Origin of the sequence: Novipirellula herctigrandis (genome assembly GCA_007859835.1) — a bacterium.
GTDB lineage: Bacteria > Planctomycetota > Planctomycetia > Pirellulales > Pirellulaceae > Novipirellula_A > Novipirellula_A herctigrandis.
Window position 1 is genome coordinate 7,592,843 of sequence record SJPJ01000001.1, and the last position, 13,337, is coordinate 7,606,179.

Sequence of the window (13,337 nt, forward strand, 5' to 3'; positions counted from 1 at the left end):
TTTTTCTTGGTGCAGACCCAACGAGTTACATAAAATTGTCGTATGAAAACAAAGTTCACCCGACAATTGGCCTTGCACGGGCAAAACGCCTCGACCATGCGCGAGGCCAGAGCGTTCGGAGACCACACGGTGATCGGATGAGTCACTTTTACAGTAGTGACTCAATATCGCGAATCATTCGGTCTTTTTCCTCTGCTGGCAATTGATTCAACCCGGTGTACTCGATCCAGCCATTGGATACACCAACTCCCGAGCCGACTTGACGTGCCAAAGCCATTTGAGGTTTCCACATGTGGCGGAAATGCCATGCACAAGGACGCCACGCTTTGTCACCGAGGGCAGCCAAGTAACGTACCGGCTCTTGTCGGTACAACGGGTTGCCTAGTGAGCTACCGTAGGCGTGATCTCCAACATCGCCATCCGCCCATAGGCAGAACGGGGACCTCGAACAATCGCTTGTAAAGATTGCCTTGTCGTCGCCGAAGGAACGGACCAACGCGTGCAACTCCTTAAAGAAATCGATTGCGTGTGGCGAGATGGGGCCCGCGCGATCGGGTGCTTCGTCGTATCCAATCCCTGCGAAGGTCTCGTCCATACAAATCGCGTCGGGGCCGAGGATCTCCATGATCCATCGAGCTTGTTCAAGTAAGTGATCTCGCCACTGCTCCGATGCGATCGACATCCACCAACATTGCCCTTTTACATCTGGGCCATTCCATGGGAATGTCATCGGTTTGCCATTGGAATCGACACGTCGGCAATCCGCCAATTTTGAAAACAACGGTGACGCATCATCGAACAATGTCAAGTGCATGTAGATCGCGGCCTTTGCGCCCGCAGCCCGCGTGTCCTTGATTCGTCTAGCCATCGTGGCGAGCGACATTTCAGCGGGCCCCTTTTCGTCCCCCTGCATCGCATACCAAGTTTTGCGATCGGGATGGATGAAGTCACCCAAATAGGGATAAAATCCGTGCTGCGTTCCCATGCCAACATGAAACTCGCGGAACCGTTTTACATCCGCATCGTAACCGTCGCCGCGCACGCCGTCTTTTCCGGCTGCGGAGGAGAGGAAATCATAGTAATGGACTTTGAATTCATGTGTCCAATCGATCCGAGGATAAGGATCATCGTGAGCGAATTCGTGAAAGGCTTTCCATGCGACCGAGGCATCGCCACGATGCACCATCATCCAACAAGCTTCTTCAATCGTTTCACCAGCGGGAATGGTTATCACACGACCGATGTGCCAAACCCGTTTTCCTTCAGGCGTCACTTCCGATCGAAAACGCATTGGCTCGTCCGATTTCGTGAACAAGCCGATTCGCCAAGGCTGTGACGCAGACGAGATATCGACCACGGGAACCAACATGAGGGCGGTCGTCGTTCGTTCGCTAGGATAACTGGCCATCGGTTCGAGATAGTGACAACGCAGTTCGTTTCTTTCGAGTTGAACATTGCAATCACTCAGAAAGTTCTCCATGCCGAGCGAGGCAAAACGCTTGTCTCTCGTGAATCCCGCCACGTTCAGCGGAATGTATAGACTTTGGTCGACGCTAGTGGGATCCGGACAGGCCTCAGAAACAAACGTTACCTCGACCTGCTGATCTTGGTCCGAAGTGTTACGAACGCGAACGGTCGCGTTGAGCAGATCCTCGCCAAATTGCGAACCACTGCGTTGAAGTCGGTGCTTCAATTCAATGTCCAGCGGTCCGTGGGGCGTATCTGGTTGGTGAGTTTCAAGTGTTGACGAGGAGGCGTCCGGTGATTTCCACACGCGACAGATCGCTCTGATCAGCGGTGTTTCATTCGACGCTGATAACGGTTTGCCTTCACAGGCGACCGATGTGAATAGACCAGAATTGCCATCTTTCAACCACCGAACAGAGACATCAGTCTGCTGCGCGAACAAAGAGGCACTATTCAGGAAAGGAGATGCAAGTGCGCTAGAGGCAGCTCCAGCCGTAAGCAGAAAATTGCGACGTTTCATAATGAGTGGGGTGAGTGGTAGGAATTGACCGTAGTGCGGTGCGACCGCAAGCGAAGCGAGCTACCGATTGGGTTGCGTTCGTTCGCTCCCGTTGGACGCTAGAATTGTGTCACAATGACATCGATTTCAGCGATAAACGAAGTAGGTTCAATTGGAAATTGGCAGGGAGATTGGGATCGCGGACGAGTGACATTCGTTGTCGCATCCGTCGATAGGGGGCACGCGAATTTGTCAACTCCTTTTGAAACATTCTGTTTTTGCCGAGCACGGCCAGGGGGAGAGTTTCGATGCCCGCAATTGTTCGTTGTCAATTGATTCGTGGAAAAAAGAAGGGCGACCTTGCAGAGGCATGCTCAACAAAGGTCGCCCAACTTAAACTCGCATGGACAAGTCAATCGATAGACTAGAAGTCTTCGTCGATAACCTCAGCAGCAGACCGAGTACCAAGACTGCCCCACAATCCATAGGGGCTTTCCGTACCGGTTGGCGAAAATACGGACAAGTTGGTGTCAACGCTTCGACCTACTGTGTTACCGTCGTTGTCACCCGTATCGATACTGTCGGTAATGAACTTGACTGCCCCATCTGCCATCAAAACGTGGCATCCACCGTTGTGGTAACTACCAGCCGAGAAGACACCGTTGGAGCTATTGCCAGAGTTAGGCCATGGGTTGCCACGTGGGTTGCCACGGTGGCCGCTACAGCTAGCACTATTGGGAGGGGCAATTGTCTGGAAAGCACTTGAGCCAACTGCACCACTACCCCAGTTGTTACCACGCCGGAACAAGTACTTGTTTACGTCGCTACCATCCCAGTAGTTTTGGGTCTTATGGTAGTAGGCTGGTCGCTCAGCATCGATCACGCTTGAGAAATTCTTGAAACAAGCTGATCCAGGGTTTGCATACATATCACCAGAGTTCATGCCGGCCCGAATCGTGCCCTGTAAACGTCGATCGTCGAGGCTTGTTGCGATTTCACCACCCGCAATAGTATTGGACAAGCCATCTAAAATGTCACGAAACCCGAGACCAAGGAATGGCTTGAAAACACCACGATGAGCTGTCCTATGAATACCATTGGGATAGGCCCAGTTCGGGATAATGACTGCATCCCCAATGCAGGCTGCGTAGTTGATGCGGCCAAATCCTGATCTGCTTTTGCCCGAATCGGAAGGACAACGCAGAGTCGGTACTTCGGTTCGATAAGCGGGATACGCAGTACTACGCTCGGGAGATGGTCCCATCGCCGGCCAGCGCTCACTTCCTACTTGAAGTGGGTTCGAGATCGTTTCCCAGAGTGACTGTTGCTCGAAGAACGGCAGCAAGCCAACAATGTATCCAAGTTGTGCATTGTTTTGGTCGTGGTCCGATCCCACGGGCTTGCCACTGGAACCAGATGGGCCATCGTCGTGCCGTGTAACGCCCGACCAGCCATTGGTTCCACCGGTGGACGGCGGAAGTTGGTTGAAAGCAGCGTGGTAGTTGTGCATGGACAAGCCAACTTGCTTGAAATTGTTACTGCACGACATCCGTCGAGCAGCCTCTCGGGCAGCTTGAACCGCAGGAAGCAGGAGTCCCACAAGCACTCCGATAATTGCGATCACTACCAACAACTCCACCAAAGTGAAGCCGGAGCGAAAACGTTCTTTTTGTACATTCATAATCATTTCCAACCTTTCAAGTTTGTATAACGAACACGGTCACCGCGGATTCAATCCTGATCCCGCCTGTAGAACAGACAAAAGCAAACTAATTGGCGACCATAGGACACTGTTCTTTCTGTCCTACCCATTGCAAACCAGCGACAACCATTACTTCAACCTTGCCGCCTTCGTTGTCGCCGACTCCCTACGACTAGGAGCCAGCTATTTAACTCCCATGATTTCCTCATCCGTGAACGTTTCGGGTACGAAATTGATCACTTCGTCGGACTCGATCAAGCGAGGGTCGTTTGGATCCAAGTCGACCTCTGCTTCGGTCGAACCCGAGCAACCCGTAAGGCAAACAGACAACAATAAGGCAGCGAAACCAAACGAGAGTCGAGACAATTGTTTTACTGGCACTGGATTTGGTATCCCAAAATTGGATAGAAGTTGCGGTTAAAGTGAAATTCACCCTCTCTGTACTTCTTTACTGCCATGGAAAAACTTTTTGGCTAGTAAAAAAGTCTTTTTTCTGAATTTAGTCAGTTCCTGGTAAGAACTAGGGTTGAGATCCTGAGTTGGAAATCGAGATTACATTCGCTAGCCGCTTGAGTGATCCCGCACACCGCCTTTCGGAACCTTTACGGATCGGCCTCGTGGCAGTCAAAGCAAGCCACTCCCGAAAAAAAATCGGAGAGTGGGAGAAAGCGAGCAGTGAGACAAAGCGAGCAGTGGGAGAAAGCGAGCAGTGGGAGGATGTGTCATGGTGGTGAACGGCAGCATCCGATCCACGTACGCATCACTAACTATTTCGCGTCTTCCTTCATGGCAGCGTTCTGCATTGTTTCGACCCTTTCTCCGGCCGTGTCATAGAGCGATTTCCCCTCTTCCGTGATTTCAATTTCCTTTGGTTTTCCGCTGCATCCTGGCAGGAAAACAGCGACTGGGGCAAGCAGAGTGAACAGCAACATCAAACGGATAGGTTTCATCTGAACTTCGCCTCTTTGGCTAAATAGCGGAACAGGAACGTGGGTCGAGAAAAGCCGGCTTCCCCACAGCAAACCAGGGGGCGCCGGCGACAAAACGATGGTTAGAGAACAGGCAAGTCTCAAGCAGGATTAGAACTCTACGTCGATCACTTCGTTTGAAGCGCGAGTCCCAAGCGCACCCCACAGGCCGTACGGGCTCTCAATGCCTTCCTCACGCCTAGCGCGAGACACAGGTAAAGCGTTCTGGTCACCCGATTCAATTGAGTCGGTAATAAACTTCACAGCACCATCCGCCATTAATACATGAGCACCACCTTGGTGACGACTACTGACAGAGTAATTGCCTTCATCCTCGATGATGATACGAATGCAGTTGGCTGAGTTCGGTGGGATGTTGCACGTAACCATCGTGTACTTCGGTGACATTGAAGCCCATCGCAACCCGCGACGCTCATTCGCCAGTGCAACAAACTCGTTGTCGCCTGATCCTTGCGGCAGCGATGTATTCCAAAATTGTGGACGGTCGGGGTCCAAGTGCACATCGCATGCATGGATGCGGTTGTCTGTCATTCGAACGAAATCCGTCGTCCGGTGGCGGTCACCCAGGTCGGTATTGATTTCAGCCATCGCGATCGTGTTGGACAGGCCATCGAGAACATCTCTGAATTCAGACCGCATATGTGGAACAAGAAAACCACGGCACAAAGGAACCTGCTCCCGTTCGACTCTTATGGCATTATCGCGACTCATACTACCGGGAGCGGTAACATCGGTAACGCACCAACGGGCAAAAGGACCACGCCCCAGTTCATGGGGGCCATCCCCACCGTTGAGGGCATAGTTTGTGCGAGCCATCGCGGGCAAGCCAACGCCAGGATCGCTCGGGCAGCGAAACGTGGGAACCTCCGTGACAAAGGGCTTGTATTCGAGCAACTGGCTATTATTGCCGGTCGGATTCGGTCCCATCGCATTGAAATTAACACCATTGTAGATCGCTGGATTCGAAATTTGTTCCCAAAGCGCTTGTTGCTCACAGAAAGGCAGAAGACCTACGTGAATACTCAACTGACCACCATTGCTTGCTCGGTCATAGCTTGCTGAACTCAGGCTACATACTCCCCATCTCTGCGTTGCGGCATGACTAGGCTGCCATGTGCCAGAGCCATGAATCGGCAACTGACTGTAAGAGCTGTGGTAATTATGAATCGCCAGTCCGATCTGCTTGAAGTTATTGCTGCACGACATACGCCGCGCAGCTTCACGTGCAGCTTGGACCGCCGGCAACAATAAGCCAACGAGAACGCCAATAATGGCGATCACAACGAGAAGCTCCACCAAGGTAAAACCGTATCGGGATTTCTTCATTTCAAAAATGCTCCGGGCAAAAAGAGGTGTTTTAAAAATTCTGGGACGAGTGCGAGTGAAACTGCAGCCTTTTCCGATGCACAACGGGCGAGGCGTTGCTAGCAGACGCTGACTATCAGTGGATCTTCCGTACATATTACTGCCGGCGGGACAGATATCGGCCTCCTGAATTTGACGGGTTTTTCGAAATGCCAGCTATTGGCACATTTTTCTGGTGCATGGTGAACTGGCTGGTGCATGATGAACTGGAATTCGTCTAGCAATTCGATCCCAAGCGAGTGGCCGCAAAATCGGCTTCGAGCCCCCCCTCCCCTTCCAGGGAGGGAACAACGGACCTTGCATTCTCCGCCAGAGGGGCTAGGAACTATCGTGTAGCCTTCTTCATGCAAAATAAGGACGCTCGTAAGTGCCGCCTGCTATATTTGTTTCGCGATTTTGTCGGGCCATTTTCTGAGTGGCCGGCAGTAAACTTGCAACGCGGCCCCGGCGGGTGCCTTCGGTGAATACGGCAGGCAAGTAAATCGCACTGCACTAAGGTACATGTTTTATGCTGGTCTGCAATTGGGAACCGAAAGCATGCAAGAGTCAGGCAGCTCATCAAATGAAGACGTCACTCGGTTTGTCAAATTGTTGACAGCCAACGAAGGGCGACTGCGCGCATTTCTGTTTAGCCTTGTCGTGAATCGCGATACAGTCGACGAACTAATGCAAGAGATTTCCATTGTGTTGTGGAAGAAGTTCGCCCAATTGGAGGACGACGAGGGGTTCCTTAAATGGGCGTACGTTGTGGCCCGTTTTGAAGTGCTCATGTTCCGTCGCCAACAGGCACGCGATCGGTTGGTATTCGATGAGAACGTGCTAAGTCAGTTGGCGGATGAGTACAGTAAGCACTTACCAGATCAGGATGGCGATGAGAGACGACAATGTTTGATTGGATGCCTTAAGTCACTGGACGAATCGGAGCATCATTTGCTGATGACCGCATACGGTCATGGGACTCACATCAAGGCTTTGGCAGAGCGACTCGAATTGTCTGCAAATAGTCTGTACAAGACGCTCGGTCGGCTCAGGCGACGCCTCAAATATTGCGTCGATTCAAAACTTTCAACGAGTTAGCCTTTTTAAGAGACAATCATGTTTACTTAGTGTTGGCGGGGCTGAGAGTAAATTAAGCAAGAACACCGTTCAGAATCAATCAACTTAGACGACGAACTGTCATGTTTCAACGAACCCATATGACTGCAAAATTAGATAATCTGATCGATCGCTATTGCGCTGGACTGATTGAGCGGTCCGAGTTGGAAGAGCTGCAATCAATGTTGCTCGATAACCCAGAGTTTCGGAGTCGCTATTTTGAGGTGATCCGTCTGCATGCTGAGTTGCACGAATTGGCGGATGTCGACGCAGGCATCATTCATGATACCGCGGAAGATCTTCTCGTGTCGCTACCAGAACCCGAGTCCGTTTCTCGCCTCGAAACGAGTTCCGAGACTTCTTCGAGATACGGGTATGTCTGGATGGCGATGGCCGCGATCGCGAGTACCTCCGCATTGCTTTTGGCAGGCGTGGTTTGGAGACAAGCCGATTCGATTGTTTCGCGAAAGATTCAGCGTCCGATTGTAATTTCAACCACCGAAGTGGTCGCTTCAAAGCAATCCGACGACGACAACTACGTTGAAACGCCCACGGTATTGTCGACTCGGCGACTCGACTCGATTGCACTGCTACGTGACTCCGTCGATGCCGTCTGGGCTGCCGACCAAATGCCTATCCGTGTCGGTGATGAAGTGTTTGCTCACACGCTTCACCTGGAAAGTGGACTGGTCGAATTGGCTCTCTTGAATGGCGCCACCGTGATTGTCGATGGTCCTGCTAAGTTGGAATTGGTGTCAAGGCTTCGTGGGGTTCTGCATCATGGGAAAGTACGTTGTTTTGTGCCCCCAGCGGCACAAGGTTTTACCCTGGAAACCACGGAAACACGGTATGTGGACCTGGGAACGGAATTCGGAGTGGAGGTCACACTCGATGGACGCGAGGAGTTGCACGTATTTGACGGTGAAGTGGAAGTGCACCCTCGTGGAGTGGATGGGCCTCCCAAGTTGATTGAGTCGGGCTATGGTTTGAATCGACCTAACCAAGATGGAAACTGGGAAACTATCTCATCGGACGCTGACAAATTTGCCGGTGGCGTTGAAATGCTTGATCGCAGTTTGCAGCACGATGAAAAACAGTACCAAGCTTGGCGAAAGCATATGGAACGCCTGCGTCATGATCCCGAGTTGGTTGTGCTTTACGATTTTGAGCCCACCGAGGGAAGACGTAGCCAGCTAGCGAACCTAAAGCAAGATAAGTTGCACGGTTCGGTATTTGGCTGCGAGTGGTCCACCGGTCGTTGGAAGTCAAAGGGAGCTTTAGACTTTAAGCGCCCAAGTAATCGTGTGCGTCTGAATTTGCCTGGTACGTACGAGAATATAACGCTGATGGCGTGGTTACGAATCGATGGGTTTGACCGCAAATTCAATTCGATTTTGTTAAGCGATGAATTTGAACCAGGAAATATTCATTGGCAAATTCTTTCATCGGGCAAACTCAACATTGGGCTTAAGCCGCCTGAGGGCGATCGCCGGCTGTATCAGTCGTCTTCGGTATTGGGATACGATGACCTTGGTAGTTGGATAAACCTTGCAGCCGTAGTCGATCAAAAGTCGGGCTTTGTTTCACACTATCTTGACGGAAAACTAGTTAGCCGACATGAAATTCACCCTGGGCTGAGTCGTAGCCAAGTGGTTTCGCTTGATCCCATTGCCCTTCGTTTTGGGCCTTCGGATTTGGGGAATTGGAGTCCAGCGCGAGAGTACGACCAGTGGCTGATTCGAAACTTCAATGGACGTATTGACGAGTTCGCAATGTTCCAACGAGCACTGAGCCACCAAGAGATCGCGGACTTGTTCGCTGCAGGTTGCCCCTAAATCTTAATCGTTGATCCTCCTTCCCCATTTACCTCACTCCCGCCTTCTTGCTTGACTCAACTAATGAATAGTCGTTTACAAACACGGATATCGATCGTTTTTCTGATGGGCCTGTTTTGCTGGACCACACAAGTGACCGCACAGCAAACTGCCTCGGTTGCCACACGGCAAACGCCAGCCAGCGAAGAGGAGCAATGGCAAAAAATTGATAGTCGGCCCACTCCTCAATGGTGGCGAGACGCTAAGTTTGGGATTTTCATTCATTGGGGACCCTATAGCGTTCCATCGTTCTCCAAGGTGGGCACTTATTCGGAGTGGTATTGGTGCGATCTCGTTAACTCGAAAAGAAGCTCCCACTGTGAAGTAAAAGAATTTCACGATCGTGTGTACGGCGAAGATTTTGCTTACAGCGATTTCGTTCCACAGTTTCGTTGTGAACTATTTAATCCCGACCAATGGGCCAAATCATTTGAAGAATCAGGGGCCAAGTATGTGGTCCTGACTTCCAAACACCACGATGGGTACTGCCTATGGCCAAGCAAGCAATCGGATCAGTCATGGGGACGCCCTTGGTGCAGTACGAACTCCGGTCCGGGCCGAGACCTAGTTGGGGAGCTTACCAACGCCGTTCGTAAAACCGATGTGAAAATGGGGCTCTATTACTCTCTGTACGAGTGGTACAACCCGTCGTATCTTTCCGGGGTTGACCGATTCGTCGATGAGCATTTGGTCCCTCAATTTAAGGACATGGTAAATCGATATGAGCCAGCAATCATTTTTACCGATGGTGAATGGGATTACCCCGCCGCTACTTGGAAGTCAGCTGAGATGTTGACTTGGCTGTTCGATGAATCGCCCTGCAAAGATCAAGTCGTCATCAATGACCGTTGGGGCAAGGGGGATCGGCACAAGCACGGTGGTTACTACACGACCGAGTATGGTGCCGGATTGCCCAATGGTGAGAACCCTTGGGAAGAGAATCGTGGAATGGCCCATTCGTTCGGCTATAGTCGCACCGAACGGTTCGAGGACTACAACTCGTCGGAAACCCTCGTCTTGATGTTGGTCGATATCGTTTCACGCGGGGGAAATTTTTTGCTTGACATCGGACCGACCGCGGATGGGCGAATTCCACCTTTGATGGAAGAACGGTTGTCCGATATCGGCGATTGGCTTGATGTCAATGGCGAAGCGATTTACGGCACGATCACGCATCACACGACATGTCAATGGAGCGAAGGCAAGCAAGTTGAGCTAGGCAAAGGAAACTACCGAGTCAAATACGATGTCGTGAATTTAATGAAGGGCAATCGGAGTGGCCTGGCAAGAAAGGAAGTGGTCTTTACTCGCAAAGAGAACACGCTTTACGCCATCTGCGCGCTGCTTCCTGAAGATGAATTGGTATTGAAAGGTGTCAAAGCCAGCAATGACGCAACGGTATCGATGCTTGGTGTGGGAGAATTGCAATGGAAGCAATTTGGTGATGATGTTGTCATTACTATGCCAAAGCTCAATCCGTCAAAAATGCCTTGCCAACATGCATGGACGTTTAAGATCAGTGAAATTGAGTAGTAAGCTGCGTGGTGGAGGTGTTGGGCGATAGTCGTTGAACCGATCCGTTACATGCGGATGCGATAAACGCAATCTCGTTCGATTTGCATGAGCACAGATAGTTGCATGCATGAGCACAGCTAGTTGCCTCCACTGCTAGTCCCTCCCCTGAATTCCCTCCCCAAAAACATCGTGATGTTATGGCATCAGCCATCTTTGGATCGTTGACTTTCCGACTCTCCACCGTCGCCATTTCTTTTTTGATATCGATTGGAGATGTGAGCGGGGCGAACCCGGTTGCGTCCGGAACCGAGTCGAAAGCAAACACCCATTCATCTTCTCAGGGAGTAAAACACTCGGTGAATTCCGAGCTGGTATCCGATTTGGATACCGCTGCATTAGACAAGTTGCGAGCGGAAGGGACCCCACGCGGGCGAGCGCCCAGCGGTTGGCCAGCATTTAATTGGCCCGAAAAACGAGATGTGCTTTTTGGCTTTTATGGGCCAAGCGAGCAAGAAAAACAATTCATCGTCGAAGCGGTTCCGCAATCTCCAATTGTGAAGCCTGAACATAAACGCAAACTATTGGTGTTCTATCGTTGTCAGTATCCTCATGCGTCGATTGCGACGGCGAATTTTGCCTATCAGCAATTGGCAAAGGCGACTGATGCGTTCGATATCATGTTGACTGACGATCCGGCATTGATACGGACAAGCAATCTATCGCAATACGATGCGCTGCTACTGAATAATACAACCGACTTTGATGTCACGGTTGGCGCAGACGGTAGAGCGGCGATTTTGAATTTCGTTCGCAGCGGAAAAGGGCTGATCGGAATTCATGCAGCAGCGGATAGTTGCAAGGGTTGGCGAGACGGAGCTCGGTTGATCAACGGGATATTCTCGTGCCATCCCTGGCTGCCTACTGGAACTTGGGCGTTTCAATTGCAATCGCCTGAGCATCCCATCAATCAAGCGATTGAGGGAAAAGGATTCTGGCTTCGAGATGAAGTCTATGCCTATCGTGATGGTTCACACTCACCCGACCAATCGCGAGAACTCGTGTCGTTAGACCTCACCAAGTCAGAAAATCATGATTCGCCTTCACTGCGAGAATCGCTGCGTGATCGGACCAACGCGAAACCGCATCGTCCGGTTGCCTGGATTCATCGCTTTGGTGAGGGTCGCGTGTTCTATTCGAATCTCGGGCATAACAACACAACGTATTGGCATCCGATGGTGCTAACACATTATCTCGCCGGCATTCAATACGCCTTGGGCGACTTACATGCCGATGACACGGCAACGACGGAGCTCGCGATCGTGAATACGTCACCGGCTCCGATCGACCACTAACGCTAACCACTTTAATCTCAATGAAGAAGCCTGCCCCCTCCCGCCGTCGTTTTCTTGCCCAATCCGCTGCCATCGCATCGGCTGCCTTGATTCCAACGCATCTGCGAAGTTCCATTGCTGCAACACCTGAATCGGCAAACGATCGGCCCGGTTTAGGTTTGGTTGGTGCCGGACGGATGGGGCACAATCACATGCGATTTGCGAAAGGCATGTGTGATGTGGTCGCTGTTTGTGACGTCGACACGAACCATCGTGAAAAGGCACAACAAAACTTGAGCGACGGCAAAGCGAAAGCCTATAACGACTATCGGCATATTTTGGAAATGGATAGTGTTGATGTCGTCTACATTGCCACGCCCGATCATTGGCATGCAAAGATTCTGATTGAAGCGATGCTAGCCGGAAAGGATGTCTATTGCGAAAAGCCTTTGACGTTGACGGTGGACGAAGGAAAAGTGATTCGCAAAGTGCAAAAGAAAACGGGCCGTGTTGTTCAGGTCGGCACCATGCAGCGGAGCTATTTGGATTTGTTTGTGAAGGCGGTTGCGATCGCAGGCGAAGGACGTTTAGGACGGATTACGCGGGCGACCGCATCAATCGGCGGTAGCAGCGGTTCGGGCCCGATTCCTGAGCATGCGGTGCCGCAGTGGCTCGATTGGAATCAATGGCTGGGACCGGCCCCCAAGTCACCGTTCCGTTGGATTCAAGATCCAAACTTGAAAGATGAGTGGCAGATTGGAAAAACTAATGGCCATCAACAATTCCGATGGTGGTATGACTATTCCGGTGGGAAGATGACCGATTGGGGCGCACACCATGTGGACATCGCCTGTTGGGCGCTTCGTGCAGCAGGCCAATCGGACACATTGGTTTCGATCGGTGGTGAAGCTAAGCTACCGGTTCCGTACAAAAACGGTTATCCAACGCTTCGGGATCAGTACAACACTGCGAGCTCGTTTTCGTTGAAGGCGATGATGAGTGATGGCACGGAACTACTTATCACTAGCGAAGGTCGCAACGGTGTATTGTTGGAAGGGACCAAAGGTCGCATTTTCGTTAGTCGCGGTGATTTGACGGGCGCCCCCGTTGAGCAATTGAAGGATCTTCCGCTGCCTGAGGATGCGATATCGAAAACGTATCGAGGTATGCCGACCCCTTTCAACCAGCACCCGAATCACTGGGCCAATTTCTTTCACTGTACTCGAGAGCGGATGGAACCGATTTCGGATGTGACAAGTCATTTAAGAGCGATTGACATCTGTCATTTAGCGAATTTGTCAGCTCGTTTCGACCGTCCCATCAGGTGGGATGCGCAAAACGAGCAGATCATTGGAGACGAGGCTGCGAACGCATTGTTGTCACGCGAGTATCGAAACGAATTTGCGATTGAGATGTAGTGGTAATGTGCAAAACGTGACTTTTCGGGCTATTTTATTCGGCCAAGCTTGCTCACGATCCTCCGTGAACGCATTTAGCCGT

10 protein-coding genes are annotated in these 13,337 nt (G+C 51.3%); 5 read left to right on the forward strand and 5 right to left on the reverse strand.

Annotation, left to right across the window (positions count from 1 at the left end; translation table 11 throughout):
* Window positions 1-148: 148 nt before the first annotated feature.
* The 5 genes from CA13_RS27560 to CA13_RS27580 all read right to left on the reverse strand — a co-directional run bounded on the left by CA13_RS27560 (window position 149) and on the right by CA13_RS27580 (window position 5,983).
* Window positions 149-1,987, reverse strand: coding sequence for a hypothetical protein (locus CA13_RS27560; protein ID WP_146402188.1), 1,839 nt, complete (start codon window positions 1,985-1,987; stop codon window positions 149-151).
* 403 nt (window positions 1,988-2,390) lie between these two features.
* Entirely contained in the window at window positions 2,391-3,647 is a 1,257-nt protein-coding gene (locus tag CA13_RS27565) for a DUF1559 family PulG-like putative transporter (RefSeq protein WP_146402190.1), read from the reverse strand.
* Window positions 3,648-3,851: 204 nt separating this feature from the next.
* Window positions 3,852-4,049, reverse strand: coding sequence for a hypothetical protein (locus CA13_RS27570; RefSeq protein WP_146402192.1), 198 nt, complete (start codon window positions 4,047-4,049; stop codon window positions 3,852-3,854).
* Between the two features lie 386 nt (window positions 4,050-4,435).
* A complete protein-coding gene (locus CA13_RS27575) occupies window positions 4,436-4,618 on the reverse strand; it encodes a hypothetical protein (RefSeq protein ID WP_146402194.1) in 183 nt (60 codons plus the stop codon).
* A gap of 129 nt (window positions 4,619-4,747) precedes the next feature.
* Window positions 4,748-5,983, reverse strand: coding sequence for a DUF1559 domain-containing protein (locus CA13_RS27580; RefSeq protein ID WP_146402196.1), 1,236 nt, complete (start codon window positions 5,981-5,983; stop codon window positions 4,748-4,750).
* A 576-nt stretch (window positions 5,984-6,559) separates the two neighbouring features.
* Between CA13_RS27580 and CA13_RS27585 the strand changes: the two genes are divergently transcribed.
* From CA13_RS27585 to CA13_RS27605, 5 genes are all read left to right on the forward strand, one after another.
* A complete protein-coding gene (locus CA13_RS27585) occupies window positions 6,560-7,099 on the forward strand; it encodes a sigma-70 family RNA polymerase sigma factor (RefSeq protein WP_419194908.1) in 540 nt (179 codons plus the stop codon).
* Between the two features lie 101 nt (window positions 7,100-7,200).
* On the forward strand, window positions 7,201-8,952 hold the full coding sequence (locus CA13_RS27590) for a LamG domain-containing protein (RefSeq protein WP_146402200.1): 1,752 nt from the start codon (window positions 7,201-7,203) through the stop codon (window positions 8,950-8,952).
* 63 nt (window positions 8,953-9,015) lie between these two features.
* Window positions 9,016-10,524 carry an alpha-L-fucosidase gene (locus tag CA13_RS27595; RefSeq protein ID WP_419194909.1) on the forward strand — a complete coding sequence of 503 codons (1,509 nt, stop codon included), beginning with the start codon at window positions 9,016-9,018 and terminating at the stop codon, window positions 10,522-10,524.
* Window positions 10,525-10,862: 338 nt separating this feature from the next.
* Window positions 10,863-11,858, forward strand: a complete 996-nt coding sequence (locus CA13_RS27600; protein ID WP_419194910.1) for a ThuA domain-containing protein — start codon at window positions 10,863-10,865, stop codon at window positions 11,856-11,858.
* Window positions 11,859-11,878: 20 nt separating this feature from the next.
* Complete coding sequence (locus CA13_RS27605) at window positions 11,879-13,255, forward strand: Gfo/Idh/MocA family protein (RefSeq protein WP_146402204.1); 1,377 nt, start codon at window positions 11,879-11,881, stop codon at window positions 13,253-13,255.
* Window positions 13,256-13,337 lie beyond the last annotated feature (82 nt).

Bases quoted from the DNA above. Each gene is read 5' to 3' on its own strand.
- CA13_RS27560 (WP_146402188.1), bottom strand. From the start codon at position 1,987: ATGAAACGTCGCAATTTTCTGCTTACGGCTGGAGCTGCCTCTAGCGCA.
- CA13_RS27565 (WP_146402190.1), bottom strand. From the start codon at position 3,647: ATGAATGTACAAAAAGAACGTTTTCGCTCCGGCTTCACTTTGGTGGAG.
- CA13_RS27575 (WP_146402194.1), bottom strand. From the start codon at position 4,618: ATGAAACCTATCCGTTTGATGTTGCTGTTCACTCTGCTTGCCCCAGTC.
- CA13_RS27580 (WP_146402196.1), bottom strand. From the start codon at position 5,983: ATGAAGAAATCCCGATACGGTTTTACCTTGGTGGAGCTTCTCGTTGTG.
- CA13_RS27585 (WP_419194908.1), top strand. From the start codon at position 6,560: ATGCAAGAGTCAGGCAGCTCATCAAATGAAGACGTCACTCGGTTTGTC.
- CA13_RS27590 (WP_146402200.1), top strand. From the start codon at position 7,201: ATGTTTCAACGAACCCATATGACTGCAAAATTAGATAATCTGATCGAT.
- CA13_RS27595 (WP_419194909.1), top strand. From the start codon at position 9,016: ATGAATAGTCGTTTACAAACACGGATATCGATCGTTTTTCTGATGGGC.
- CA13_RS27605 (WP_146402204.1), top strand. From the start codon at position 11,879: ATGAAGAAGCCTGCCCCCTCCCGCCGTCGTTTTCTTGCCCAATCCGCT.